At 73.0% G+C, this 26,277-nt stretch carries 25 protein-coding genes; 11 read left to right on the top strand and 14 right to left on the bottom strand.

Annotated elements, in window-relative coordinates:
- Window positions 1-129 precede the first annotated feature (129 nt).
- The 3 genes from ACZ42A_RS07085 (at window position 130) to ACZ42A_RS07075 (ending at window position 4,678) form a co-directional block, all read left to right on the top strand.
- Window positions 130-1,542 carry a nucleobase:cation symporter-2 family protein gene (locus ACZ42A_RS07085; RefSeq protein WP_468526096.1) on the top strand — a complete coding sequence of 471 codons (1,413 nt, stop codon included), beginning with the start codon at window positions 130-132 and terminating at the stop codon, window positions 1,540-1,542.
- A gap of 69 nt (window positions 1,543-1,611) precedes the next feature.
- Entirely contained in the window at window positions 1,612-2,997 is a 1,386-nt protein-coding gene (locus tag ACZ42A_RS07080) for an 8-oxoguanine deaminase (RefSeq protein WP_468526095.1), read from the top strand.
- Between the two features lie 334 nt (window positions 2,998-3,331).
- Window positions 3,332-4,678, top strand: coding sequence for a nucleobase:cation symporter-2 family protein (locus ACZ42A_RS07075; protein ID WP_468526160.1), 1,347 nt, complete (start codon window positions 3,332-3,334; stop codon window positions 4,676-4,678).
- A 297-nt stretch (window positions 4,679-4,975) separates the two neighbouring features.
- On the opposite strand, the gene ACZ42A_RS07070 is transcribed toward ACZ42A_RS07075, so the two are convergent.
- Entirely contained in the window at window positions 4,976-5,776 is an 801-nt protein-coding gene (locus ACZ42A_RS07070) for a helix-turn-helix domain-containing protein (RefSeq protein WP_468526094.1), read from the bottom strand.
- A gap of 97 nt (window positions 5,777-5,873) precedes the next feature.
- On the opposite strand from ACZ42A_RS07070, the gene ACZ42A_RS07065 reads away from it, so the two are divergent.
- Complete coding sequence (locus tag ACZ42A_RS07065; RefSeq protein ID WP_468526093.1) at window positions 5,874-6,728, top strand: SDR family NAD(P)-dependent oxidoreductase; 855 nt, start codon at window positions 5,874-5,876, stop codon at window positions 6,726-6,728.
- A gap of 7 nt (window positions 6,729-6,735) precedes the next feature.
- On the opposite strand, the gene ACZ42A_RS07060 is transcribed toward ACZ42A_RS07065, so the two are convergent.
- The 6 genes from ACZ42A_RS07060 to ACZ42A_RS07035 all read right to left on the bottom strand — a co-directional run bounded on the left by ACZ42A_RS07060 (window position 6,736) and on the right by ACZ42A_RS07035 (window position 11,598).
- On the bottom strand, window positions 6,736-7,158 hold the full coding sequence (locus ACZ42A_RS07060; RefSeq protein ID WP_468526092.1) for an acyl-CoA thioesterase: 423 nt from the start codon (window positions 7,156-7,158) through the stop codon (window positions 6,736-6,738).
- Window positions 7,159-7,217: 59 nt separating this feature from the next.
- Complete coding sequence (locus ACZ42A_RS07055) at window positions 7,218-7,844, bottom strand: hypothetical protein (RefSeq protein ID WP_468526091.1); 627 nt, start codon at window positions 7,842-7,844, stop codon at window positions 7,218-7,220.
- 50 nt (window positions 7,845-7,894) lie between these two features.
- Entirely contained in the window at window positions 7,895-8,494 is a 600-nt protein-coding gene (locus ACZ42A_RS07050) for a histidine phosphatase family protein (RefSeq protein WP_468526090.1), read from the bottom strand.
- 69 nt (window positions 8,495-8,563) lie between these two features.
- Window positions 8,564-9,139: a GNAT family N-acetyltransferase gene (locus ACZ42A_RS07045; protein WP_468526089.1), complete on the bottom strand. Its 576-nt coding sequence runs from the start codon at window positions 9,137-9,139 to the stop codon at window positions 8,564-8,566.
- A gap of 10 nt (window positions 9,140-9,149) precedes the next feature.
- Window positions 9,150-10,310, bottom strand: a complete 1,161-nt coding sequence (locus tag ACZ42A_RS07040) for a serine hydrolase domain-containing protein (protein WP_468526088.1) — start codon at window positions 10,308-10,310, stop codon at window positions 9,150-9,152.
- Window positions 10,311-10,389: 79 nt separating this feature from the next.
- The gene (locus tag ACZ42A_RS07035; protein WP_468526087.1) at window positions 10,390-11,598 is read right to left on the bottom strand and encodes a pyridoxal phosphate-dependent aminotransferase; all 1,209 of its coding nucleotides are present in this window, start codon (window positions 11,596-11,598) and stop codon (window positions 10,390-10,392) included.
- A gap of 82 nt (window positions 11,599-11,680) precedes the next feature.
- On the opposite strand from ACZ42A_RS07035, the gene ACZ42A_RS07030 reads away from it, so the two are divergent.
- A complete protein-coding gene (locus ACZ42A_RS07030; RefSeq protein ID WP_468526086.1) occupies window positions 11,681-12,307 on the top strand; it encodes a winged helix-turn-helix transcriptional regulator in 627 nt (208 codons plus the stop codon).
- 87 nt (window positions 12,308-12,394) lie between these two features.
- Here the strand turns inward: ACZ42A_RS07030 and ACZ42A_RS07025 are convergent, their stop codons facing one another.
- Genes ACZ42A_RS07025 through ACZ42A_RS07015 form a run of 3 tightly spaced genes read right to left on the bottom strand, consistent with a single transcriptional unit; the run spans window position 12,395 to window position 15,984 of the window.
- On the bottom strand, window positions 12,395-13,180 hold the full coding sequence (locus tag ACZ42A_RS07025; RefSeq protein WP_468526085.1) for a hypothetical protein: 786 nt from the start codon (window positions 13,178-13,180) through the stop codon (window positions 12,395-12,397).
- The gene (locus ACZ42A_RS07020; protein ID WP_468526084.1) at window positions 13,180-14,454 is read right to left on the bottom strand and encodes a VWA domain-containing protein; all 1,275 of its coding nucleotides are present in this window, start codon (window positions 14,452-14,454) and stop codon (window positions 13,180-13,182) included. Before ACZ42A_RS07020 ends, ACZ42A_RS07025 begins: the two co-directional genes overlap by 1 nt.
- Window positions 14,455-14,499: 45 nt before the next feature.
- Window positions 14,500-15,984 (bottom strand): IucA/IucC family protein, encoded by a 1,485-nt coding sequence (locus tag ACZ42A_RS07015; RefSeq protein ID WP_468526083.1) that lies wholly within the window; start codon window positions 15,982-15,984, stop codon window positions 14,500-14,502.
- A gap of 135 nt (window positions 15,985-16,119) precedes the next feature.
- Here ACZ42A_RS07015 and ACZ42A_RS07010 point away from each other — a divergent pair, with 135 nt between their 5' ends.
- From ACZ42A_RS07010 to ACZ42A_RS07000, 3 genes are read left to right on the top strand one after another with little or no spacing between them, the layout of a single operon-like run.
- Window positions 16,120-17,652, top strand: coding sequence for an IucA/IucC family protein (locus ACZ42A_RS07010; RefSeq protein ID WP_468526082.1), 1,533 nt, complete (start codon window positions 16,120-16,122; stop codon window positions 17,650-17,652).
- 5 nt (window positions 17,653-17,657) lie between these two features.
- A complete protein-coding gene (locus ACZ42A_RS07005; RefSeq protein ID WP_468526081.1) occupies window positions 17,658-18,572 on the top strand; it encodes a HipA family kinase in 915 nt (304 codons plus the stop codon).
- Window positions 18,569-18,844 (top strand): Rdx family protein, encoded by a 276-nt coding sequence (locus tag ACZ42A_RS07000; RefSeq protein ID WP_468526080.1) that lies wholly within the window; start codon window positions 18,569-18,571, stop codon window positions 18,842-18,844. The genes ACZ42A_RS07005 and ACZ42A_RS07000 overlap by 4 nt, the downstream gene beginning before the upstream one ends.
- A 6-nt stretch (window positions 18,845-18,850) precedes the next feature.
- Here ACZ42A_RS07000 and aceB read toward each other — a convergent pair whose 3' ends face one another.
- Complete coding sequence (gene aceB, locus ACZ42A_RS06995) at window positions 18,851-20,476, bottom strand: malate synthase A (RefSeq protein ID WP_468526079.1); 1,626 nt, start codon at window positions 20,474-20,476, stop codon at window positions 18,851-18,853.
- A 184-nt stretch (window positions 20,477-20,660) separates the two neighbouring features.
- Complete coding sequence (locus ACZ42A_RS06990; protein ID WP_468526078.1) at window positions 20,661-21,287, bottom strand: nucleotidyltransferase family protein; 627 nt, start codon at window positions 21,285-21,287, stop codon at window positions 20,661-20,663.
- A 213-nt stretch (window positions 21,288-21,500) separates the two neighbouring features.
- Between ACZ42A_RS06990 and ACZ42A_RS06985 the strand changes: the two genes are divergently transcribed.
- Entirely contained in the window at window positions 21,501-21,791 is a 291-nt protein-coding gene (locus tag ACZ42A_RS06985; protein ID WP_468526077.1) for a DUF5955 family protein, read from the top strand.
- 77 nt (window positions 21,792-21,868) lie between these two features.
- Here the strand turns inward: ACZ42A_RS06985 and ACZ42A_RS06980 are convergent, their stop codons facing one another.
- On the bottom strand, window positions 21,869-22,666 hold the full coding sequence (locus tag ACZ42A_RS06980) for an IclR family transcriptional regulator (protein WP_468526076.1): 798 nt from the start codon (window positions 22,664-22,666) through the stop codon (window positions 21,869-21,871).
- A gap of 282 nt (window positions 22,667-22,948) precedes the next feature.
- Between ACZ42A_RS06980 and allB the strand changes: the two genes are divergently transcribed.
- Entirely contained in the window at window positions 22,949-24,286 is a 1,338-nt protein-coding gene (allB, locus tag ACZ42A_RS06975) for an allantoinase AllB (protein ID WP_468526075.1), read from the top strand.
- Between the two features lie 54 nt (window positions 24,287-24,340).
- Complete coding sequence (gene alc / locus ACZ42A_RS06970; protein ID WP_468526074.1) at window positions 24,341-25,456, top strand: allantoicase; 1,116 nt, start codon at window positions 24,341-24,343, stop codon at window positions 25,454-25,456.
- Window positions 25,457-25,520: 64 nt separating this feature from the next.
- Here the strand turns inward: alc and ACZ42A_RS06965 are convergent, their stop codons facing one another.
- The gene (locus ACZ42A_RS06965; protein WP_468526073.1) at window positions 25,521-26,273 is read right to left on the bottom strand and encodes an SDR family oxidoreductase; all 753 of its coding nucleotides are present in this window, start codon (window positions 26,271-26,273) and stop codon (window positions 25,521-25,523) included.
- Window positions 26,274-26,277 lie beyond the last annotated feature (4 nt).

Below are 26,277 nucleotides of genomic sequence, written 5' to 3'. Positions count from 1 at the left end.
GGGGCGCCGTGTTGGGGGGGGGGGGGGGGGGGGTGTGGGTCTGGGGAAAAGAAACAGCCGGGGGGGGGGGGGCTTCTTCTTCCGGTCGGGAAGGGGGGAGGGGACCCCCGCCACACCGGAGGGAACCCCATGGCACAGCCTGCACAGGGGCCGGCGAAAGCCCCCTGTTCCACCCCGCCGGTGCACACCGAGGACGCCGTCATGTCCGTGCACCCGGTGGACGAGAAGCTTCACCCCTCGCGGCTCGTCCCCGCCGCGCTCCAGCACATCGCCGCCATGTACGCGGGCGTGGTCACTCCTCCGCTCATCATCGGCCAGGCCTGCGGACTCGACCTCGCGGCCCGCACCCGGCTGATCGCCGCGTCCCTGCTCATCGCGGGTGTCGCGACCATCCTGCAGACCATCGGCGTCAAGGGCTTCGTCGGCAACCGGCTGCCCTTCGTCAACGCGGCCTCCTCGGCCGGCATCGCCCCGATCCTCGCCATCGCCGAGACCAACGACACGGGCCACCAACTCCCCGCCATCTACGGCGCGGTGATGGTCGCCGGAGTCTTCTGCCTGGCGATCGGGCCGTTCTTCGGGCGGCTGCTGCGTTTCTTCCCGCCCCTGGTCACCGGCGTCGTCATCACCCTGATCGGCGTCACGCTGATGCCCGTCCCGGTCGGCTGGGCGCAGGGCGGAGACAAGACCGCCGCCGACTTCGGCGCCATGAAGTACCTCGCGCTCGCCGGCTTCACCCTGGCCGTCATCCTGCTCGTCCAGCGCTTCGGCCGCGGCTTCGTCAAGCAGGTCGCCCTGCTGTTCGGGCTGCTCGTCGGCACGCTCGTCGCCATCCCGTTCGGCATGGCCGACTTCAGCGCCCTCAAGTCGGCGCCGGTCGCCGCGCTGCCCGCCCCGTTCGCCTTCGGCGCGCCGGAGTTCCAGCCCGCGGCGATCCTGTCGCTGTGCATCGTGATGCTGGTGCTGATGACCGAGTCCAGCGCCGGCATGCTCGCCCTCGGCGAGATCTGCGACCGCCGCGCCGACGCGAAGACCATCACCCGCGGCCTGCGCACCGACGGCATCGCCACCCTCGTCGGCCCGGTCTTCGGCGGCTTCCCGACCTCCGCCTTCGCGCAGAACGTCGGCGTCGTCTCGCTCACCCGGGTGCGCAGCCGCTACGTCGTCGCCGTCGCCGGCGCCACCCTGCTGGTCCTCGGCGCCTTCCCGGTCCTCGGCGCGGTCGTCTCCCTGGTCCCCATGCCGGTCCTCGGCGGCGCGGGCATCGTGCTGTTCGGCTCGATCGCCGTCAGCGGCATCCGTACGCTGTCGGAGGCGGGGCTGGACGACAGCTCCAACATCATCCTGGTGGCCGTGGCGCTCGGCGCCGGCATCATCCCGCTGGCCGCGCCCACCTTCTACGCCGGCTTCCCGGCCTGGGCGCAGACCGTGCTCGGCTCGGGCATCAGCGCGGGCGCGCTCGTCGCGGTCGTCCTCAACCTGTTCTTCCATCATCTCGGCACCCGGGGCCGGCAACCGGTTCCGGCACTCAAATCCTCCTAGGGTCCTGCCGTGCCCTTCCCGTGGACACCCCACCGTTCACGGGCCGCCACTGAAAGACAAGGAAGCACGATGGCACCATCGGCAGCCCAGCGCATCGTCATCGAGAACTGCGCGATCGCGACCGTGGACGCTGGCGACACGGAGTACGCCTCCGGATACCTCGTCCTCGCCGGCAACCGGATCGAGTCGGTCGGCGCGGGCAAGGCCCCCGAGGGGCTGGAGAACGTGGTGCGCCGGATCGACGCGAGCGGCCATCTGGCCACGCCCGGTCTGGTCAACACCCACCACCACTTCTACCAGTGGATCACCCGGGGCCTGGCCACCGACCACAACCTGTTCAACTGGCTGGTCGCGCTGTACCCGACCTGGGCGCGGATCGACGAGCGGATGACGTACTCGGCCGCGCAGGGATCCCTCGCGATGATGGCCCGCGGCGGTGTCACCACCGCCATGGACCACCACTACGTCTTCCCGCACGGTTCGGGCGACCTGTCCGGCTCGATCATCCGGGCCGCGGCCGAGATGGGCGTACGGTTCACGCTGGCCCGCGGCTCGATGGACCGCAGCGAGAAGGACGGCGGCCTGCCGCCGGACTTCGCCGTCGAGACGCTGGAGGGCGCGCTCGCCGCCACCGAGGAGACCGTCAAGAAGCACCACGACGCCTCCTTCGACGCCATGACCCAGGTGGCGGTCGCCCCCTGCTCGCCGTTCTCCGTCTCCACCGAACTCATGCGCGACGGCGCCGAGCTGGCCCGCCGCCTCGGCGTACGGCTGCACACCCACGGCTCGGAGACGGTGGAGGAGGAGAAGTTCTGCCACGAGCTGTTCGGCATGGGCCCGACGGACTACTTCGAGTCCACGGGCTGGCTCGGCGAGGACGTGTGGATGGCGCACTGCGTCCACATGACCGACTCCGACATCGCCGCCTTCGCCCGCACGAACACCGGCGTCGCCCACTGCCCGTCGTCCAACGCCCGCCTCGCCGCCGGTATCGCCCGCGTCCCCGACATGCTGAAGGCGGGTGTCCCGGTCGGCCTCGGCGTCGACGGCACCGCGTCCAACGAGTCCGGTGAACTCCACACCGAGCTGCGCAACGCCCTGCTGATCAACCGCCTCGGCGCGCACCGGGAAGCGGCGCTCAACGCCCGCCAGGCGCTGCGCCTCGGCACCTACGGCGGCGCGCAGGTCCTCGGCCGGGCCCAGCAGATCGGCTCGCTGGAGCCGGGCAAGCTCGCCGACGTGGTGCTGTGGAAGCTGGACACCCTCGCCCACGCGTCCATCGCCGACCCGGTGACCGCGCTCGTCTTCGGCGCGGCCGCCCCGGTCACCGCCTCCTTCGTCAACGGCCGGCAGATCGTCGACAACGGCCGCCTGCTCACCGTCGACGAGGACGCCATCGCCCGGTCCACCCGCGAGGAGGCCCAGCGCCTGGCACGCATCGCCGCGCAGGGCTGATCACACCATCCAGGACTCCCGGCCGGGAGGGACGGCTCCCGGCCGGGACCGTGGATCCGAGCGGGATCCACGGCAGCCGTCTCCGGGGCGCGCGTGGACGCGCGCGCCCCGGAACGGTCACCGTTCACAGCTGTGCCACCCCCCAACGGTCCCGCACGACCACCCGCACCACCTCCTTGAACCCCACGTCAGAGCCGACGTGTAACCGACCGGAGGAGCCGCCGTGGCCGCTCAGCCCGATGCCGTACCGCCCATATCCGCGACCGACGCCGCCGAGGAGGCGGACGCACGCTCCGGCGTGCACCCCGTCGACGAGAAACTCCCGCCCCTGAAGATGGCGACGACCGGCCTTCAGCACGTGGCCGCCATGTACGCGGGCGTCGTCGCCCCGCCCCTGATCGTCGGCGCGGCCATCGGCCTCTCCGGGACCGAACTGACGTTCCTCACCGGCGCGTGTCTCTTCACCGCCGGCCTCGCCACCTTCCTCCAGACCCTGGGCATCTGGAAGATCGGTGCCCGCCTGCCCTTCGTCAACGGCGTCACCTTCGCCGGTGTCGCCCCCATGACCGCGATCGTCGTCTCCACCGACGACAAGTCCGACGCGCTGCCGATCATCTTCGGCGCGGTCATCGTCGCGGGCCTGCTCGGCTTCCTCGCCTCACCCTTCTTCAGCAAGGCGGTCCGTTTCTTCCCGCCGGTCGTCACCGGCACCGTGATCACCCTGATCGGCATCTCGCTGCTCCCGGTCGCCTTCGGCTGGGCCCAGGGCTCCAGCCCCACCGCGGACGACTACGGCTCCGCCACCAACCTGGGCCTGGCCGCCGTGACCCTGCTGATCGTGCTCCTGCTGCGCCGCTTCACCCGAGGCTTCGTCAAGCAGATCGCCGTGCTGCTCGGCCTGGTCGTCGGCACGCTGGTGGCGATCCCGCTCGGGGTGACCGACTTCAGCCCCGTCGCGGACGCGGACATCGTCGGCTTCCCGACCCCCTTCCACTTCGGCGCCCCGCAGTTCCAGCTCGCCGCGATCATCTCGCTGTGCGTGGTGATGGTGGTGTCGATGACCGAGTCGACCGCCGACATGCTCGCGCTCGGCGAGATCGTCGGCCGCCCGGCGGACGAGAAGACCATCGCCGCCGGTCTGCGCGCCGACACTCTCGGCTCCGCGATCAGCCCCCTGTTCAACGGCTTCATGTGCAGCGCCTTCGCGCAGAACATCGGCCTGGTGGCGATGACGAAGATCCGCAGCCGTTTCGTGGTCGCGGCCGGCGGCGGTTTCCTGGTGCTGATGGGCCTGTGCCCGATCGCCGCCTCGCTCATCGCCGTCGTGCCCCGTCCGGTCCTCGGCGGCGCGGGCGTCGTCCTGTTCGGCTCGGTCGCCGCGAGCGGCATCCAGACCCTGGTCCGGGCCGGCCTGGACAAGGACAACAACGTGCTGATCGTGGCGGTCTCGCTGGCCGTCGGCATCATCCCGATCACCGCGCCGGAGTTCTACCACGCCTTCCCGGAGACCGCGAAGATCGTCCTGGACTCCGGCATCTCCACCGGCTGTGTCGCCGCGGTCCTGCTGAACTTCGTCTTCAACCACCTCGGCAAGGGCAGCGACGCCCAGGAGGTCACCCACCCGATGGAGGCAGGAGAGGAGATCACCGGGGCGGCGACCCGGGCCCCGGCCACTTCATGAGGTTGACGAACAGCTCAGCCTGCTCGACGGCGTCGTCCAGCGCGATGGGGGTGCGTGTGGCGGCGCCGCGGCAGCAGTTCCGGCGGCATGCGCTTGGCGGCGGCCCGTAGCGGCACCCCCGCCTTCGCTGCGTACAGCGTCTTCACACATCACCGGCTGGGCACCCGCGTCGGCGCTCACTTCGCGCACCCAGCGGGTGAACTGGCCGAGCGCGAGCGCCGGATCGAGCCCCTCCCGGCGCAGCCGGTCGCGGTCCAGCCCGCTCACCGCCGGCGCCTCCGGCACGAACTCCCGGTTTCAGATGCGGGCGAGCGCCTGGCAGGGCCGGGCGCCGGGCAGCCGGCCGGAGAAGTAGGCGCGGGGCGGCACACCCATCAGGGCGCGGAAGTCGGCCGTCATGTGGGACTGGTCGTAGTAGCCGGTGTCGGCGGCCAGAGCGGCCCACGGGGTGCCGGCCGCGCGGGCCAGGACCTGCCGCACCCGGGCGATACGGGCGTAGTGCTTGGGCGAGACGCCCACCCCCTCGGTGAACAGATGGCGCAACTGGCGTTCGCTGACGGCCAGTCGGCGGGCCGCGTCGCCGACCCGCACCGGCGCCCGGCCGTCCTCCCGGACGGACAGCGCGGCGACCGCGGCCCGCAGCAGCCGCGCGCGCTCGCGGTCGGCGTCCGTGGGGAGCCCGTCCGGCAGCACCTCGGCCAGCCGCCGCGTCAGGTCCTCCGGGTCCGCCTCCCGCAGCCGGTCCGCGAGCCGGCGTGCCGCCGGACCGGGCAGCGCGTCCAGCGGCACCACCCGCCCGACCAGATCCACCGCGGGCACGCCCAGCAGCGGGCGGCCGGTGCCCGGTGCCAGGCTCAGCCGCACACAGGACGCGGGCTGCTCGGGGGCGTGGTAGGAGGCGCGGGTCCGCGGGCCGACGACCATGGCGTCCCGGCGCCCGTCCGGTCCGGTGCGCACCACCAGCTTCACCGCCGGGTCGGGCACGAACGTGTACGGCAGCGGTGCCGCGTCCCGTGCCGCCGTGGCCGTGACGTCGGTGATCCACGGGCTCAGCCCGGCGGGCAGGGACAGCGGGCGCTCGGCCGTGGCGGTGGTCATGACCTCACCGTATGCGCGGGCGGGCGGCCTGTTCGACCCCTGAACCGTGCCGGAATTTCCAAGAGTCACGGCGGGGATGCCCGGCACCGTGGACGGCATGATCCTCGTGACCGGTGCCACGGGCACCATCGGCAGTGAACTCGTACGACAGCTCGCGGCGCGCGGCGAGAAGGTGCGCGCCCTTACCCGGGACCCGGAGCGGGCGGCCCGGCTGCCCTCCGGAGTGGACGTGGTGCGCGGCGACTACCGCGACCCGGACTCGGTGCGGGCGGCGATGAGCGGGGCGACGGCCGCGTTCCTCCTGGGCGTGCCCGGCCCGGGTGCCCAGCACGACGAGGAACTGGTGGCCGCCGCCCGGGCGGCCGGGGTGGGCCGCCTGGTGAAGCTCTCCGCGATCGCCACGGGTGACCCCGGCCTCGGCCCGTCCGCCGCCTGGCACCTGCCGGGCGAGCGGGCGCTGCGGGAGAGCGGCGCGGAGTGGACCGTACTGCGGCCCTCCGCCTTCGCCTCCAACACGCTGAGCTGGGCGGCGGCGATCCGGGCGGGCGAGCCGGTGCCGAACATGACCGGCGACGGACGGCAGGGGGTCGTCGACCCGCGTGACGTCTCCGAGGTGGCGGCGCGGACGCTGGTCGAGCCGGGGCACGCGGGACGCACGTACACGCTGACCGGGCCGGAGACGGTGAGCGTCGCCGACCAGGCGGCGGCGCTCACCGCCGTGCTGGCCCGCCCGGTCGCCACCCGGGACCTGACCCCCGAGGAGATCCGGGAGTCGCTGCGGACCTGGGGGCTGGGGGAGGAGGCCGTGGCCGGCGTCCTGGGCGGCCACGCCTATGTCCGCCAAGGACGCAACGCCGTCGTCACCGAGGACGTGCGCCAGGTCCTCGGCCGCCGGGCGCGGAGCTACCGGGAGTGGGCCGAGGACCACCGGGCGGCCTTCACCGCGATGTGAGAAAGGCTCAGAGGCCGAACAGGGCGGGATCGGCGGCCAGTTCCTTGAACCGCTCGCGGGGATCGGCGAGCAGTCGGCGGGCGTTGAGGTCCAGCAGCCCGCCGACGGCCTCGATCTCCGCCGCGACCGTGCCGTCGGCCTTGACGATGCTCTGCCGTATCCGGAACGTCTTGCCCTCGCCCCACTCGAAATCGCAGCTGACCTGGACCTCGTCGCCCGCGAGCAGCTCCTGCCGGTAGCGGATGGTCGTCTCCAGCGCCACCGGGCCCACGCCCCGGGCCTGGAGGTCTGCCTGGCGGATTCCGGCCGCCTGGAGCAGCGACCAGCGGGCGTGCTCGGCGTAGTTGAGATAGACGGCCTGGTTCAGGTGGCCCTGGGTGTCGGTCTCGTACCCGCGGACGGTCACCGGAACGGAAAACGGCTCGGTCACGACTTCCTCTTCTCCTGCCACGGTTGTTGGTGCCCCGATCCTGACACGTGTCCCTTCCCTTACACGCGCCGTGGCGAGGCCAGCAGATAACGGGCGCGCGTCCGCGGCTCCGTGTGCGCGCCGACCTGCCAGCCGGCCCGCTCCAGGGTGGCCGCGCAGGCGTGCAGCGTCGCGTCGTCCGGTGCGTGCACGGCGACGGCCTCCGGCTGCGGAGTGGCCCGCACCCGGTATCCCGCCGCCTGAGGCCCCTCGGGCCGGTGCCCGGCGGCCTCCAGGGCGAGCGCGGCGGCCTGCACGAGATGGCCGCGTTCCCACCCGCACGGCCGGTCCACGGCGCCGTCGGGGTTGGTCACGCGGCGCAGCTCCAGCAGCCCCTGCCAGGCGCTGTGCACCTCGCGCACACGCGCCTGACCGGACTCCGGCGCGTCCTCCTCCCCGCCGATGCGCGCGGCGAACACGCCGGTGCGCGCGGCGGGCTCGGGCGGCGGGGGAGACGTGGGCCCGGCCTCCCGCAGGCGGTGTCCGGCCGGGGTCAGGAAGTGGTCGTGCGGCGGGCGGGGATGCCGGAAGGCGAGCCCGTGCCGCACCAGGGCCGCGAGCTGTGTCTCGGTGCCCTTCAGCCGTCCGGTGACCGGATCGGCGGCGTCGATCACCCGCCGCTGCGCGGCGGTGGGCGGTCGGGTCACGGCATGCTCCTTCCCGGCGCCGGCGACGGACGTCCCCACCGCTTCGAAGGCTACGACGCGGGTCTGACATTCCACCCGGCGACCACCGGCCGCCCGTGCTCGGTGCCCAGCCGGCACAGGGTCCCGGTGGCCAGCTGGAACAGCGCGCCGTCCGCCGGGGGCAGCCCGAGCCGCCGCGCGGTCAGCACCCGCAGGAAGTGCCCGTGCGCCACCAGCACCACGCACCCCTCGGTGTCGGCGAACGCCGCGTCGACCTTGGCCAGCATCCGGTCGGCCCGCTCCCCGACCTGCTCCGGCGTCTCCCCGGGACGCTCCGGCGGCCCGGGCGCGACCCCGTCCCGGAACAGGAACCAGCCGGGCCGCTCGCGCTGGATCTCGACGGTGGTGACGCCCTCGTAGGCGCCGTAGTCCCACTCCCGCAGATCCGCGTCCACCCGCACCCCGTCCAGCCCGATGAGCCGCGCGGTCTCCCGGGCCCGCTGAAGGGGGCTGACGAACGCGGCCCCGATCCGGTGCGACCGGATCAGCGGCACCAGCCGCCGCGCCTCCTCCCGCCCGTGCTCGGTCAGCGGAACGTCCGTCGATCCGGTGTGCCGCCCGGACCGTGACCACTCGGTCTCACCGTGCCGGACGAGGAGCAGATCACCCATGCGGCACAGGCTAGGGTCCCGGCGCCCCGACGCGGTGGAATCACACCCGGCACGGGGAGGCGGCGCCTCCTACCGGGTGTGGGGAGGTGACCAGTCCTGGGGGTGGGCGAAGAGAGCCCACAGTTCCTCGGAATCGTGCACCTCGCCTGTCGGCTCCATGCCAAGCGCCCTCGCTATCCCGGCCGATGCCCGGTGCTCGGGATGCACATGGGCCACGAACCCCGAGACGCCCTGGGCACGCAGCCAGCGGGCCATGGTGCAGGCCCCTTCCCTGCCGTAGCCCTGCCCCTGGAAGTCGTGGCCGATGACCCAGGCGAGCTCTGCTTCGACACGGTCGGGGCGGGACCGGTGGAGCGTCGCCTGCACCGTGCCGACCAGCTTGCCGTCGGCCCGCCTTCGCAGCATCCAGTTCAGCCAACCGTGCCGGCCGTCGGGTGAGTGGCCGACGGTCTGCCGCCGGTACCGCTGCTCCAATTCTTCCCGGGTGGGTGGAGTACCCCCGATCCACTTGTGCAGACGCACGTCATCGAGGATGTCCGCGGCTTCTCGCGCGTGCGTGACCGTCAGCGGTTCCAGTCGCACACGCGGTCCTCGCAGCGGCGCGGCGATCGGCCAGGACAGGTTCGCCGAGACGGAGTTGGGCACGGGCACAGTGTCACCGGCCGGCCGCGGCCCGCAGGACGGACTCGGCCAGACGGCCGTTCTCCAGCGCCGCGCCGTGGCCGGACGGGAAGGCGAAGCGGCGCCGCGTGTAGGCGTACGCCACCCCGCTCGCCGGATCGGCGAAGCCCAGCGAGCCGGTCGCCCCGCTGTGCCCGAAGGCGTCCTCGCCGAGGAACGGATAGCGTCCGGCCAGGTACTCGAAGCCCAGCCCGAAGTGGTCGTCGGTGCCGGTGACGAGGTCGGGGCCGCCGGGCGTGCGCAGCCCGCCGAAGAGCGCCGCGGTCTCCCGGGTGAGCAGCGGGGCCCGGCCGTCCACCGTGCTGATCGCCGCCGCGTACATCCCGGCGACGCCGCGCGCGTTGCCCACGCCGCCGGAGGACGTCGGACCGAGAGCCCGTACCCGGGGGTGGTTGGCGAACGCCACCAGGTCGACGGGCGCGGGCCCGTGCTGCTGGAAGGCGATGCCCCGGATGCTGTCCGGGGCCGCCGCCCGCTCCGCGAGCAGCGCCTCTTCGGCGGGGGTGGGCACCAGCGGCTGCACGTCCACCCGGCGCGGCTCCAGCCCGGCGGGCAGCCCCAGGTGGAAGTCGAGGCCGTACGGCGCCCGTATCCGCTCCTCGTACAACTCCCGCACGGACCTGCCGGTGACCCGGCGCACCACCTCACCGGTGAGCGCGCCGATGACGAAGGCGTGGTAGCCGTAGGCGGTGCCCGGCTCCCACAGCGGCTTGACCCCGGCCAGCCGGGCGGCGAGCACCCGGTCGTCCGCCAGTTCGTCGACGGTGAAGGCGCGTTCGGGGTCCCCGACCAGCCCGGCCCGGTGCTCCAGCAGCTCGCGCAGGGTCAGCCGGTCCTTGCCCTCGGCGGCGAACTCCGTCCAGTAGGCCGCCACTTCGCGGTCGAGGTCGAGCACGCCCTCCTGCACCAGCAGCGCGACGACCAGGTGCGCGGCGCCCTTGGCGATGGAGAACAGGGTCGTCAGCGAGTCCCCGTCGATGTCCTCGCCGCCCCACAGGTCCACCACCCGCCGTCCGTCCAGATGGACGACGAGCTGCGCTCCCGGATCGTGCCGCTCCTCGGCGAGATGCGCCGCGAACTCCTCCCGTACGCCCTCGAACCCTTCGGCCACCGTGCCGTGGACGTCGTACGCCATGTCGAGCCCCCCATGCCATGATCGTGTGTACGACGTCCCCAACAGCGGGCCCGCACCGGGCATTCCATGGCCAGGGGAACTACTGCCGGTAGCCGCTGAGGAACCGCCCGATCCGCCCGATCGCCGCTTCGAGGTCGTCCGCATAGGGCAGCGTGAGGATGCGGAAGTGGTCCGGGGCCGGCCAGTTGAAGCCCGTGCCCTGGACGACCTGGATCTTCTCGCGCAGCAGCAGGTCCAGGACGAACTTCTCGTCGTCGTGGATCTTGTACACCTTGGGGTCGAGGCGGGGGAACGCGTACAGCGAGCCCATGGGCTTCACGCACGACACACCGGGGATCTCGTTGAGTTTCTCCCAGGCCACGGTGCGCTGTTCGTACAGCCGCCCGCCCGGCACGGTCAGCTCGCGGATGGACTGCCGGCCCCCGAGCGCGGCCTGGATGGCGTACTGCGCGGGCGCGTTGGCGCACAGCCGCATGGAGGCCAGCATGGTCAGGCCCTCCAGGTAGTCGCGCGCGTGCTGCTTCGGGCCCGTCACCACCAGCCAGCCGGAGCGGAAGCCCGCCACCCGGTAGGTCTTGGACAGACCGCAGAAGGTGAGGACGACCAGGTCGGGGGCGAGGGCGGCGGCCGAGTGGTGGACGGCGTCGTCGTAGAGGATCTGGTCGTAGATCTCGTCGGCGAAGACCATCAGGCCGTGGCGGCGGGCGAGGTCGAGGATGCCTTCGACGATCTCCTTCGGGTAGACCGCGCCGGTCGGGTTGTTCGGGTTGATGATCACGACCGCTTTCGTCCGGTCGGTGATCTTCGACTCCATGTCGGCCAGGTCGGGGTACCACTCGGCCTGCTCGTCGCACAGATAGTGGACCGCCCTGCCGCCGGCGAGGGTCGTCACCGCCGTCCACAGCGGGAAGTCGGGCGCCGGGATCAGGACTTCGTCGCCGTCCTCGACCAGTGCCTGGACGGCCATCGAGACCAGCTCGGAGACGCCGTTGCCGAGGAACACGTCGTCGACCTCGACCTCCAGGCCGAGCGTCTGGTAGCGCTGGGCGACCGCGCGGCGGGCGGAGAGGACGCCGCGCGAGTCGGTGTAGCCGTGCGCTTTCGGCAGCATCCGGATCATGTCCTGGAGGATCTCCTCCGGCGCCTCGAATCCGAAGAGGGCCGGGTTGCCGGTGTTCAGGCGCAGCACACTGTGCCCCGCCTCCTCCAGCGCGTTGGCGTGCTCGATCACCGGGCCGCGGATCTCGTAACAGACCTCGCTCAGCTTGCTCGACTGCCGGAACTCCATGCGCCCCTCCAGGTAACCAGTGTCACTTGGTTTTACCAAGTAGCCGCTTGGAAAGTCCAACAACTTGTCTAGACTGCGTCGCATGCCACCTCGTCGAAGCTACGACCAGTACTGCTCCGCCGCCCGCGCGCTCGATGTCGTCGGCGACCGCTGGACCCTGCTGATCGTCCGTGAGCTGCTGGCCGGTCCCCGGCGCTACACCGACCTGCACGCGGACCTGCCGGGCGTCAGCACGGACGTACTCGCCTCGCGGCTGAAGGATATGGAGCGCGACGGGCTGACCACCAGGCGCCGACTGCCGCCGCCCGGCGCGGCCTACGTCTACGAACTCACCGCGCGCGGACGGCGGTTGCTGCCCGTGCTCCAGGCCCTCGGCGCCTGGGGCCAGGCCGAGCTGGGCGAGCGGCGGCCCACCGACGCGGTCCGCGCGCACTGGTTCGCGCTGCCGCTGCTGCGGGCCCTGGAGGGGGAGCGCGGCATCGTCGAAGTGCGCCTGGAGGAGGGCGAGTTCCATCTGTACGTCGGTGCCGAGGACGGGCCCGTCTACGGCAACGGCCCCGCGCCCGGCGAGCCCGACGCCCGGCTGGCCATGGACGTCGGCACCTGTACGGCCATCGGGCGCGGGGAGCTGGGCCTGGCCGACGCGGTGCGGGACGGGCGGGTCACCGTGACCGGCGACGGGACGGTCGCCAAGGCGCTCCGCGCATGACCGTCCCCGGCAGGGCCCTCCGCACCTGACCCTCCGGGCATGAAGAAGGCCCGCGCCACGAGGACGCGGGCCTTCCGGAACGAGGCGTCACACGGTCGGCGGAACCCTCGACGGCCGCCCCGAGCCGCGGGTGAGCGCGTACCCGGCGATCCCCGCCAGCGCGGCCAGCACACCGCCCGCCGCCGTCCACACCCAGCGGTCGGACCACCAGCCGGAGGCCCAGCCGTCCTCCGGCTCGATGCTCGACAGCACCGCCGGCGCGGCGTCCTCGTCGGTCTCCCCGGCAGCCGACGAGTCCACCGCGCTGCCCGGCACCAGCGGCTCGGCCAGCCGGCCGTCCACCGCCGCGGCGCCGCCCATGTCCTTCGCGTCCACCCGCACCTCGGCGCCGACCGGCAGACCCAGATCGCCGGTGGGCAGACCGACGGCCGTGAGCCGGACGTAGTACGTGCCCGGCAGCGGGTCGTTCGCCCACGGCTCCGACCAGGCCCGCACCGTGCGCAGCACACAGGCCAGCTCCACGCCGCCCGCGTCCGCCGCGGCGGTACGGGTCTGCGCGCCCCACTGGCAGGCCTGACGGCGGCGCAGGCCGTCGTACACGTCGAGCTGCCAGGTCTCGGCGGCGTGCGTCTCGGGCAGCTTCACCGTGGCCCGGACGGTCGGCCGCTGTCCGGCGTCCGCCGGGAACGACCAGTACAGGTAGTCGCCCGCGGAGGCGTCCGCGGTGGCGGTCTGCCCGTGGTCGATCTCGGTCGCCGTACGGAAGGACGTGCCCGCCTCGGTCGGCGCCTCACCGGAATCGGCCGCCGCCGCGGGACCCGCGGCCAGGCCGAGAGCGAGCAGGGCCGTGCCCAGCACTCGGGAAACACGCATCAGTTGGTCCTCCAGACCGCGATCCGCCAGCGCGACACCCAGCCCCACACCACACCGGCGAGGAACCCGGTGACGATCAGCGCGCCCAGCAGCCACCAGCCGCGCCCCAGACCGAAGGCGGCCACGTCGTCCGCCTCGCTCGGCCCGTCCACCACGTCGAGGGTCAGCTCCAGCGGCAGACCGGGCGTGGTCTTGACGCCGGAGGCCGGGGAGAAGGAGCTGGTCAGCTGGAGGCATACGGTCTCGGCGGGCGCGTCGTCCTCGTCGTCTTCGTCGTCCGTCTCGGGCCTCGGGTAGCGCAGGCCCGTCGAGATCACGTCCGTACGGCCGGTGCCCGCCGCCTCGCCGCGCACGATCTCGCGGCCGTGCGCGGTCACCGCGCGGAGCAGCACTCCGTAGTCCGGGTCCACCGCGCGGTCCGCGGCCACGCTCACCGAGGCGCGCAGCTCCTGGCCCGGCCGCACATCCACCCGGTACCAGCGCTGCTGCCCGAACTCCGCGCGGTCGCTGTACAGCCCCGACTCCAGCGTCGGCGCCTTCGCGCACTCCGAGCCGCCCTGCGTGACCACCGGCGTGACCACCGGATCGGCCGCGCGGTCCACCAACTGGTTGACCCGATCGGCGAGTTCGTCGGTGTGCTCGACCGAGGTGTAGGTGCCGCCGGTCGCCTCCGCGATACAGCTGAGCTGCTGCCGCATCTTCGTGTTGGGCACCAGGCCGAGGGTGTCGATGGTCAGGCCGATGCCCTTGGCCGCGATCTCGCGGGCCACCTCGCACGGGTCGAGCGGGGCGCAGGTGTCCTCGCCGTCGCTGATCAGCACGATCCGCTTGGAGCCGGTGCCGCCCTCGAGGTCGTCGGCCGCCTTCAGCAGCGCCGGGCCGATCGGCGTCCAGCCGGTCGGCACCAGGGTGGCGACCGCCGCCTTGGCCTCGGTGCGGTCCAGCGGGCCGACCGGGTAGAGCTGCGCGGTGTCCCGGCAGCCCCTCTTCCGGTCGTCGCCCGGATAGTTGGCGCCCAGCGTCCGGATGCCGAGCTGGACGTCCTCCGGCGTGGCGTCCAGCACCTCGTTGAACGCCTGCTTGGCCGCGGCCATCCGGGACTGGCCGTCGATGTCCCGGGCGCGCATCGAACCGCTCACGTCCAGCACCAGGTTGACCTTGGGCTGCGTGGCCGTGGTCTCATCGGCGAGCGCCGTGGACGGCAGCGCGAGCCCGGCCGTCAGCGCGGCGAACAGGGCACCGGCCCCGGCCGCCAGCCGTTTTCTTGTGATCATCGGCGGATCTTATGGATCAGGAGGGCCCGGCTCCAAAACGGAGCGTCACAGAAGCGGATTGGGCAGCTCCGTCCACTGGTCCCCGGGCGTCCCCGGCGACAGCCGCATCAGCGTGAGCGCCTTCACCGGCAGGGGTTCCCCGGTCAGCGCCGCCCGGTCCGGGGTGTCCGGCAGCTCCCGTACGGCGCTCTCCAGCGCGGTCCGCAGGACCGCCGCCGAGCCCGCCGTCGCGGCCAGCGCCCCGCCGACCAGCGACCCGAACACCTTCCGCCGCAGCGCCGTCACCTCGTCCGTGAGGATGCGCGGCGGCAGCTCGGGTAGCCGGATGCCGTGCCGGGCGAGCCGGGCCGGGCTGACCCGGATGTCGGCGAGGTCGCGGTAGACCAGCCGCACCGGGGCGTCGGCCGGGGACAGCACCACCAGCAGGTTCTGGCCGTGCGCCTCCAGCGCCACGCCCAGCTCCAGCAGCCGCAGCCCCTCGGTCAGCGCGAGCCGGGCGAACTCCGCGAACCAGCCGGGGTCCTGGGGCAGCCCGGTGAGGGGGAGCGCGGCCACCGGCACCACCCGCTCCCCGGCCGCCGCGTACTCCTCGGGGGACTCCCGCAGCACGGCCGCGAGATCGGGCGAGCCGTCCGAGACCGCGCCCAGTGTGCGGGTGAAGCACAGCCGGTCGTCCGCCAGCGGCTCGGCGAACTCCGAGAGCGTCATGGCGGCGGTCACCGACCCCACCGAGATGTCCCGCACCGACGACGTCAGCCGGGCGCTCAGCGCCGTCTTCACATGCGGTCCGCCGGGCAGCGCGAGGGTGCGCAGGGACATCAGCGGATGCCCGGTGAGCCGCTCCGCTCCCGACCGCTTCAGCACATGCGCCGCCTGCCACGGATGCACCGGCACCAACAGCCGTTCCCCGTCACGCAGTTCCGCGGGCCAGCCGCCCGACACCAGACACGCCTCACCCGGCACCGGCAGCAGGCCCAGACCCACCATCGGCCGGTGCTCGGGCGCGTAGGCCAGCTGCTCGGCCACCGAGAAGCCGGGCCGGGAACGGCAGTTGGGGTGGTACGGGTGCCCGTCCACCACCCGCTGCTCCCACTCCCAGTCCCGCTCCGGCCGGCCCCGCGGACCGTCCGGCTGCCCGGCCCGGGACAGCGCCAGCGAGGCCACGCTGTGCCCGAGCTCCCGGGCGAGGTCCCTGCCGTGCGGCACCCGCAGGTCGGCCATCAGCCGGGCCGGATCCTCGTACGCCGTCTCGTCGAGTCGTACGACGGTGACGTACCCGGCGGTCGCGTACGGGTCCGGCACCGGGCCGTGCAGCCGGCGGCCGTCGCGCAGCCGCAGCAGCCGGCCCTCCCCGGCGGCCTCCCGGCGCTCGATCCAGGGCATCGGCTCATGGGTGAGCGCACGCCACAGGCGGGTCAGCACCGCCGCCCGGGCGCCCGGCAGTTCGGCCGCGTACCGCGCGACGAGGTCCGGCCGCAGGGCGGCCAGCTCGTCGGCGACCTCGGCCTCGGCGGTGGGGGAACGGTGCACGGTCGGGTCCTCCGTACGGATAGGGCGAGCGGGACGGTCACGGCGTGGCGTGACGACGGGGATACTGATCGTCTCCGGAGAACCGTAGGGAACTCCGCACGACCGTGGACAACTCCGCAAGGCCGTACGAAACGAGTGGATCGCGTGGACCTCATCCCCCCGCCCGCCGACCGCGACTCCGCCGGGGACGACATCACCGCACGGGCCGACGCCTACGCGGCCGCGCCGCTGCTCAACTGCCTGCTGCGCGAGGTCGCCCGGCCGGTCGAGGGCCGGGCGGGCGTCCACCTGCTGCCCGGCAGCGGGACACTGCTGCGGGTGCGCGGCGGCCGGCGGCCCGCCGCACCCGAGGTGCACACGGACCGCGGCTGGCACCGCCTCGGCCACCCCGAGCTGGTCGAGCTGGTCGCCGAGGAACTGCGCCTGCACACCGGTCTCGCCAACCACGACCTGCCCGCCGAGATGACCGACAGCCGGGACGTGGTCGCGGCGCTGCTCACCGCCCGGGCCCGCGCCACCCCGCCCGACGACCCGTATCTGCGCTCCGAGCAGTGCCTGATCACCGGCCACCCCCACCACCCGGCGCCCAAGACGCGCGGCGGCGGCCCGGCGGCCGGCTGGCTGCCGTACGCCCCGGAGGCGCACGCCCGCTTCCCGCTCGCCCTGCTCGGGGTGCGCGAGGACGCCGTCGTCGAGGAGGGCGATCCCTCCGCGCTCGACGCCCTCGGCACCGCGCCGCCCGGCTACCGGCTGCTGCCCGCCCACCCCTGGCAGCTCGACCTGGCCGCCGGACGGCTCGCCGGGGCCTTCGCCGACGGCCGGCTGATCCGGCTCGGCACGACCGCGTCCGCCACCTGGCCGACGGCCGCGATCCGCACGGTGTACGCGCCCGAGCGCGACCTGTTCCTGAAGTTCAGCCTCGATGTGCGCATCACCAACGACATCCGCCGGCTGTGGCGGCACGACCTGCTGAAGCTCACCCGCACCGACACCGCCGTCCGCACCGCCTTCGCCGCCCTCGACGGGCCCGCCGCCTGGCTCTCCGACCGCGGCTACCGCACCGCCTCCTTCGCCTTCGAGGAACTGGCCGTCCTGGTCCGCGACGGGCTGCGCGAGCACCTCCCGCCCGGTGCCACGCCCTACCTCGCCGCCGGCCTGGCGGAGGGCTTCCCGGGCAGCCCGCCGGCCGGCACGCCGGACCCGGCGGCCTGGTGGGAGGCGTACCTGACCGCCGTCGTCCCGCCCGCCCTCGCGGCGTACGCCGACCACGGCGTCGTCCTGGAGGCGCACCTGCAGAACACGCTGATCGCCGTGGACGCCGACGGCATGCCGGTGCGGGCCCTCTTCCGGGACGCCGAGGGCGTCAAACTGCTGCCGGACGTGACGCCCGAGGCCGGGTGGGAGCGGCTGGTGTACACCCTGGTCGTCAACCACCTCATGGAGATCGCCGCGGCGCTGGCCGAACGCCACCCGGGCCTCGACCCCTGGCCCGTCGCCCGCCGCGCCCTGGCCCGTCACGACCTGCCCGGCATCGAGGAGCTGCTCACCGCGCCCACCCTGCCCGCCAAGACCAACCTCCTGCTGCGCTGGACGAACGCGGACGGCGCCGACGCCCGCTACCGCCCGCTGCCCAACCCGCTGGCCGGTACCCGGCCTGAACTACGCTGACCGGTGTGCTGCGCGATGTGACTGCTGTTCGATACGTGACCCCGCTGCGGTCCGGCGGCTCCGTCCCCGGAGTCGTCGAGGCCGACGACCAGGGCACGTACGTCGTGAAGTTCACCGGCTCGGCGCAGGGCCGCAAGGCGCTGGTCGCGGAGATCATCGTGGGTGAGCTGGCCCGCGCCCTGGGGCTGCGCTTTCCCGAGCTGGTCATGGTCGGCTTCGACCCGGCGATCGCCGCGGACGAGCCCCACCAGGAGGTCCGCGAGCTGCACGCGGCCAGCGCGGGCGTCAACCTCGGCATGGACTATCTGCCGGGCGCACAGGACTTCAGCCCGGAGATCGCCGAGGTCTTCGACGTCGACCCGCTGGAGGCCGGCCGGATCGTCTGGCTGGACGCGCTCACCGTGAACGTGGACCGCACCGTGCACAGCTCCAACCTCATGGTCTGGCCGACGCTCGGCGTGGCACCGCCGCGGCTGTGGCTGATCGACCACGGCGCCGCGCTCGTCTTCCACCACCGGTGGGGCACCACCGACCCGGCCAAGCGCTACGACTTCCGGCACCACGCCCTCGGCCACTACGGCCCCGACGTCCGCGCCGCCGACGCCGAGCTGCGGCCCAAGGTGACCGAGGAACTGCTGCGGGCGATCACGGACGAGGTGCCCGACGCCTGGCTGGCCGACGAACCGGGGTTCGCCACCCCGCAGGACGTACGCCACGCCTACGTGGCGTTCCTGCACGCGCGCGCCCAGGCCTCCGAGGCCTGGCTGCCCACCGATTTCCCCAGCCGCGAGGAGCTGGCCGCGGAGAACGCGCGCCGCGCGGCGAAGACGCAGCAGGGCCGTCCGGACTGGCTGAAGCGGGTCCCCGACCTGCACGGCAAGCCGGCGGCGGAACAGGATTGGTCGGTGCACCTGGGATGAGCGGACGGGTTCAGATCGAGTACTGCACCCAGTGCCGCTGGCTGCCGCGGGCGGCCTGGCTGGCGCAGGAGCTGCTGACGACGTTCGAGGCCGAGCTGGACGAACTGGCCCTGAAGCCGGGCACGGGCGGGGTCTTCGTCGTCCGGGTCGGCGACGAGGTGGTCTGGGACCGCCGCGAGCACGGTTTCCCCGAGCCCACGGCGGTCAAGCGGGCCGTACGCGACCGAGTGGCCCCGGGGAAGACCCTGGGCCACTCGGAGCGTACGTCCTAGGGCTGCTCAGCCCTTGAGCTGCTCGTACGCGGGCAGCGTGAGGAAGTCCGCGTAGTCCTCGTCGAGGGAGACCTCCAGGAGCAGGTCGTGGGCCTGCTGCCAGTGGCCGGCGGCGAACGCCTCCTCGCCGAGCTCCGCGCGGATGTTCGCCAGCTCCTCGGCGGCGACCTTGCGGGCCAGCTCGGCGGTGACCCGCTCGCCGTTGTCGAGGACGACCCCGGCGTTGATCCACTGCCAGATCTGCGAGCGGGAGATCTCGGCGGTGGCCGCGTCCTCCATCAGGTTGAAGATGGCGACCGCGCCGAGCCCGCGCAGCCAGGCCTCGATGTACCGGATGCCGACCTGGACGGCGTTGACCAGGCCGTTGTAGGTGGGCTTGGCGTCGAGGGAGTCGATGGCGATCAGGTCGTCGGCCTTCACGTCGACGTCCTCGCGCAGCCGGTCCTTCTGGTTCGGCTTGTCGCCCAGGACCCTGTCGAAGGACTCCATGGCGATCGGCACCAGGTCCGGGTGGGCGACCCAGGAGCCGTCGAAGCCGTCGTTGGCCTCGCGGTCCTTGTCGGCGCGGACCTTCTCGAAGGCGACCTTGTTGACCTCGGGGTCCTTGCGGGAGGGGATGAACGCCGCCATGCCGCCGATCGCGTGCGCGCCGCGCTTGTGGCAGGTGCGGACCAGGAGTTCGGTGTAGGCCCGCATGAACGGGGCGGTCATAGTGACCGCGTTGCGGTCCGGCAGGACGAACTTCTCGCCGCCGTCACGGAAGTTCTTGACGATGGAGAACAGGTAGTCCCAGCGGCCGGCGTTCAGCCCGGAGGCGTGGTCGCGCAGCTCGTAGAGGATCTCCTCCATCTCGTACGCCGCCGTGATGGTCTCGATCAGCACGGTGGCGCGGATGGTGCCCTGCGGGATGCCGACGTAGTCCTGCGCGAAGACGAACACGTCGTTCCAGAGGCGGGCCTCCAGGTGCGACTCGGTCTTCGGGAGGTAGAAGTACGGGCCCTTGCCGAGGTCGAGCAGGCGCTGGGCGTTGTGGAAGAAGTACAGGCCGAAGTCGACGAAGGCGCCGGGGACCGGGCGGCCGTCGGCGTCGACGAGGTGACGCTCGTCCAGGTGCCAGCCGCGCGGGCGCATGACGACGGTGGCGAGGTCCTCGTTCGGGCGCAGGGCGTACGACTTGCCGGTGCGCTCGTCCGTGAAGTCGATGTTCCGGGTGTAGGCGTCGATCAGGTTGAGCTGGCCGAGGACGACGTTCTCCCAGGTGGGTGCGGAGGCGTCCTCGAAGTCCGCGAGCCAGACCCTGGCGCCCGAGTTGAGAGCGTTGATGGTCATCTTGCGGTCGGTCGGGCCGGTGATCTCGACCCGGCGGTCGTTCAGCGCGGCCGGAGCGGGGGCCACCTTCCAGGAGTCGTCCGCGCGGATCGCGGCCGTCTCCGGCAGGAAGTCGAGCGTGGAGGTGCGGGCGATCTCGGCGCGGCGCTCGGCCCGGCGGGCCAGGAGTTCGTCGCGGCGCGGCGTGAACCGCCGGTGCAGCTCGGCCACGAAGGCGAGCGCCGCGTCGGTGAGGACCTCCTCCTGCCGGGGCAGGGGCTCGGCGTCGACGATGGCCAGCGGGGACGGCGCTGGTGTGGACATGAGCTGTCACTTCCTTCAGCGGTGGCACCGGGTGCCAAGAGGCACGTATGGGAGATATCGCATCCGCTGTGCGGTCGGATGCTTCTGGTCAGTGGATATTAGTTTCCTCATCGTGGAACTTCAATGGTTTGTTGATGTCGAGATTCTCTGAGTCGAGGCAAGGTGGCGCTGGGTGCCACCCCGCTCACTCAAGGTGGACCAGGTCGGCCTCCGTGTCGATGTCATAGGCCTGTGCGATGTCGCCGCACTCCACGAGACGGATCTCGGCGGCGTGTTCCCGCAGGTAGGCGCGGGCTCCCTGGTCCCCGGTCGCCGTCGCCGTGATGCCCGCCCAGTGCGCCGCGCCGAAGAGCACGGGATGTCCGCGGACACCGTCGTAGGCAGCCGCCACCAGCGAGGTCTCGTCCGTGTACCCGGCCAGGACCCGGGCCACCGCCTCGGGTCCGATGCCGGGCTGGTCCACCAGCGACACCAGCGCCCCGCGCGCCGGCGTCCCGGCGAGCGAGGCGAGCCCGGCCCGCAGCGAGGTGCCCATGCCCCGCTCCCACTCCGGGTTGTCCACCAGGACGCAGCCGGGCAGCTCGGCCCGCTCCCGTACGGCGTCGGCGCGCGCCCCCAGGACCACGTGGACGCGGGCGCAGCCGGCCGCGCGCAGTACTCCCACCGCGTACTCCACGAGCGGCCGTCCCCGGTGTTCGAGCAGGGCCTTGGGGCGCCCGCCGAGCCGCCGTCCGCCGCCCGCCGCGAGGACGACTCCTGCCACCTCGTCCGCGGCCGTGCCGGCCGCCGCCTGGTCTTCCGTGTCGGTCATGGATCCTGCATACCGGACACAAGGTCGAGCGGGCGGTCCCGGCGGGCTGAATTTCCTTCCGCGTGGTAGCGCTTGCGGACGGGGTGGCGTTTACTTTCCGGCACATCCCCGGCGCCCGACTCGTGCGGGGGGCGCACAGGGGGAGTGAACGGGAGCGGGCACAAGGGTGTGCCAGGGGGGAGTGCTGTGTTGCGGAGCTTGGGGCAGAGGCCGGTGACCGGCAGCGATGAGGATCCGAGAGTGGCGGAACTGCGCATCGCCGTGTCCCGGTTACGCCGGGATCTCGCCGCGCATCCGGCGGAGTTCCCGGACCGGGCGGTCGCCGAGGACGAACTCGCCGCGCTCGCCGCGATGGCCGTGGGCGGCCTCCCCGAGGTCCCGCGGTTGCGTCGCTCGCTGCTGCTGATCGCCGGCGCGATCGGCTCGGTCAGCGCGCTGTCGCGGGGGCTGGCCGACGTACGGCAGGCGGTGGAGCTGTTCGGCCTGCCGTCACGGGACAACTGACATCACGACAACCCCTGGCCCGCGCGGCCAGGGGCTGTTCGCTCGTCCGTGCGCTCAGGCGCGAGCGCCGGGTCTGTTCAGGCGCCCGAGCTGGCCAGCGCCGCCGACAGCTCCGTCGCGACCTGCTGGAGCATCGGCACGATCCGCTCGGTCGCCGCCTCGGTGACCCGGCCCGCCGGGCCCGAGATGGAGATCGCGGCGGTGGTGGGGGAGTCGGGCACCGACACCGCGAGGCAGCGGACGCCGATCTCCTGCTCGTTGTCGTCCACCGCGTATCCGAGCCGGCGCACGTCGTCCAGCGCCGCGAGGAAGCCCTCGGGGGTGGTGATGGTCTTGTCGGTGGCGGCGGGCATGCCGGTGCGGGCGAGCAGGGCGCGCACCTCGTCGTCGGGGAAGCTCGCGAGCAGCGCCTTGCCGACGCCGGTGGAGTGCGGCAGCACGCGCCGGCCGACCTCCGTGAACATGCGCATCGAGTGCTTGGACGGCACCTGGGCGACGTAGACGATCTCGTCGCCGTCGAGCAGCGCCATGTTCGCCGTCTCCCCGGTCTCCTCGACGAGGCGGGCGAGGTACGGGCGGGCCCAGGTGCCGAGCAGCCGGGAGGCGGACTCGCCGAGGCGGATCAGGCGGGGGCCGAGGGCGTACCGGCGGTTGGGCTGCTGACGGACGTAGCCGCAGGCCACGAGTGTGCGCATCAGGCGGTGGATGGTGGGCAGCGGCAGTCCGCTGCTCGCCGAGAGCTCGCTGAGCCCGACCTCTCCGCCCGCGTCCGCCATCCGCTCCAGGAGGTCGAAGGCGCGCTCGAGGGACTGGACACCACCGCCGCCGTTGGCGGTCTTGGCGGAGTCGGTGGTGCTGGCGCTGGACGTCGGCACGGCGCGTTCCTTTCGGGACTGGCAGGAAGGTCAGAAGCCTACCCGGCGGCCGGTTGACTCCTCGCTTGTGCGTAGCTACGTTCTGCTTGCTGGAATTCTAATTCCGCTTTGTGGAAACATCCAGAGCAGGGCGCTGCGGGTGCACGGTGGAAGTGTGCCTCTTGACGGCGCGGGAGCGGGAGTGAAGACTCCCGAGAGGGATTCAACAGAGTGTTGAATTCCGTAACGCGGAAGTGAACCCCCGTTTCCTGGGAGTAACACGCGGCAGAGAGAGGGGTCCGGGTGTCCGACGCTGAACTGGTGCTGCGCTCGACGCGCGTCATCACGCCCGAGGGAACGCGCGCCGCGACGGTCGCGGTCGCCCAGGGCACGATCACGGCCGTACTGCCGTACGACGCCCCGGTGCCGGACGGGGCCCGCCTGGAGGACCTCGGCGACGACGTCCTCCTCCCCGGCCTCGTCGACACCCACGTGCACGTCAACGACCCCGGCCGCACCGAGTGGGAGGGCTTCTGGACCGCCACCCGCGCGGCGGCGGCCGGCGGCATCACCACCCTCGTCGACATGCCGCTCAACTCCCTTCCGCCGACCACGACGGTCGACCATCTGCGGATCAAGCAGGACGTGGCCCGGTCCAAGGCGCACATCGACGTCGGCTTCTGGGGCGGTGCCCTGCCCGACAACGTCAAGGACCTGCGCCCGCTGCACGAGGCCGGCGTCTTCGGCTTCAAGGCCTTCCTGTCGCCCTCCGGCGTCGACGAGTTCCCGCACCTCGACCAGGAGCAGCTGGCCCGGTCCCTCGCGGAGATCGCCGGGTTCGGCGGCCTGCTGATCGTCCACGCCGAGGACCCGCACCACCTCGCCGCCGCCCCGCAGCACGGCGGCCCCAAGTACGCCCACTTCCTCGCCAGCCGCCCGCGCGACGCCGAGGACACCGCGATCGCCGCCCTCATCGCCCAGGCCAAGCGGCTCAACGCGCGCGTGCACATCCTCCACCTGTCCTCCAGCGACGCGCTGCCGCTGATCCGCGCGGCGCGCGCCGAGGGAGTGGCGGTCACCGTGGAGACCTGCCCGCACTACCTCACGCTCACGGCCGAGGAAGTCCCCGACGGCGCCAGCGAGTTCAAGTGCTGCCCGCCCATCCGCGAGGCCGCCAACCAGGACCTGCTGTGGCAGGCGCTGGCCGACGGCACCATCGACTGCGTGGTCACCGACCACTCCCCGTCCACCGCCGACCTGAAGACCGACGACTTCGCCACCGCGTGGGGCGGCATCTCCGGTCTCCAGCTCAGCCTCGCCGCCGTCTGGACCGAGGCCCGTAAGCGCGGGTACGGACTGGAGGACGTCGTCCGCTGGATGTCCGCGCGGACCTCGGAACTGGTCGGCCTGGACCGCAAGGGCGCCATCGAGGCCGGCCGCGACGCCGACTTCGCGGTCCTCGCGCCCGACGAGACCTTCACCGTCGACCCGGCGGCGCTCCAGCACCGCAACCGCGTCACCGCCTACGCCGGCCGGACCCTCAGCGGCGTCGTGAAGTCGACCTGGCTGCGCGGCGAACGAATCTACGCCGACGGCGAGTTCACCGACCCTCAGGGGCGCCTGCTCACCCGCACCCCCTGACCGCCCCCGCCCGCACCCGCAGCGGCCGACTCCCGAAAGGAAGAACTGATCACCGTGACGGCGATACCCAGCTTCACCGGCGACGCGAACCCCTACGGAGGCGGTGACCCGTACGCGGACTACCGCACCGCCGACTTCCCCTTCACCCAGTACGCCAACCTCGCCGACCGGCAGCTCGGCGCCGGTGTCATCGCCGCCAACGACGAGTTCTTCGCCCAGCGGGAGAACCTGCTGGTGCCCGAGCGGGCCGAGTTCGACCCCGAGCACTTCGGCCACAAGGGCAAGGTCATGGACGGCTGGGAGACCCGGCGGCGCCGCGGTGTCTCGGCCGAGCACCCGTGGCCGGCGGCCGAGGACCACGACTGGGCGCTGATCCGCCTGGGCGCGCCGGGCGTGATCCGCGGCATCGTGGTCGACACGGCCCACTTCCGCGGCAACTACCCCCAGTCGGTGTCCATCGAGGCCGCCTCCGTACCCGGCTCCCCGTCCCCCGAGGAACTGCTCGCGGACGACGTGAAGTGGACGACCCTCGTCCCGCGCACCCCGGTCGGCGGCCACGCGGCGAACGGCTTCGCCGTCTCCGTGGAGCAGCGCTTCACCCACCTGCGGGTCAACCAGCACCCCGACGGCGGCATCGCGCGCCTGCGCGTGTACGGCGAGGTCGTCCCCGACCCGAAGTGGCTGGACGTGCTGGGCACCTTCGACGTCGTCGCCCTGGAGAACGGCGGCCAGGTCGAGGACGCCTCCAACCTCTTCTACTCGCCCGCCACCAACACCATCCAGCCGGGCCGTTCCCGCAAGATGGACGACGGCTGGGAGACCCGCCGCCGCCGCGACCAGGGCAACGACTGGATCCGCTACCAGCTGGTGTCCCAGTCCCAGATCCGCGCGATCGAGATCGACACGGCCTACCTGAAGGGCAACAGCGCGGGCTGGGCGTCGGTGTCGGTGAAGGACGGCGAGGAGGGTGAGTGGACGGAGATCCTCCCGCGCACCCGCCTCCAGCCCGACACCAACCACCGTTTCGTCCTGGACGCGCCGGCCGTCGGCACGCACGCGCGGATCGACATCTTCCCGGACGGCGGTATCTCCCGCCTCCGCCTCTTCGGCTCCCTGACGGAGGAGGGCGCCCAGCGCCTCTCGGCCCGCCACCAGGAGCTGGGCGGCTGATCCGCCGCCCCACGACCCGCGGGGCGTCCCGGCCTGACAGCACCGGGGCGCCCCGCCGGGGCCGTCAGGCGGCGTGGCCGCCGTCCACCGAGAATTCCGCGCCGGTGACGTAGGCAGCGGCGGCCAGGTGGGCGACCGTCGAGGCGACCTCGTCGGCCGTGCCGAAGCGGCCCAGGGCGGTCATGGCGGCCTGGCCGGCCGCGTACGGGCCGTCCGCCGGGTTCATGTCGGTGTCGATCGGGCCGGGATGGACGATGTTCGCGGTGATGCCGCGCGGGCCCAGCTCGCGGGCCAGTGCCTTGGTCAGGCCGGTCAGGGCCGCCTTGCTCATCGCGTAGAGCGTGCCGCCGGGGCCCGGCACCCGCTGGGTCATGCAGGTGCCGACGGTGATGATCCGGCCCCCGTCGGCCATCCGCGCGGCGGCCGCCTGGGAGGTCAGGAACACCCCGCGCACGTTCACCGCGAGCACCCGGTCGACGTCGGCGAGCGTGATGCCGTCCAGCGGTCCCAGCAGTCCGACGCCCACGTTGTTCACCAGCACGTCGAGGCCCCCGAGGGCCTCGGCCGCGCGCTCCACCGCACCGGCCGCCTCCCCGGGGTCCGCCGAGTCCGCCCGCAGGGCCACCGCGCGGCGTCCCAGCGCTTCCACGCCCCGGACGACCTCCTCGGCCGCCTCCTTGCCCCGCACGTAGGTCAGGGCCACGTCCGCGCCCTCCCGGGCGAGCCGCAGGGCGGTCGCCGCACCGATGCCACGGCTGCCGCCGGTCACGAGAGCCACCGTGCCGCCGAGAGTTCCTTGAAGCTTCGTCGAGTTCATGCGC

The sequence above is a fragment of the Streptomyces sp. NPDC030838 genome (assembly GCF_055572035.1).
Note: the sequence above shows the minus strand (reverse complement) of the source record. Positions and strands in the feature narration are given on the sequence as shown.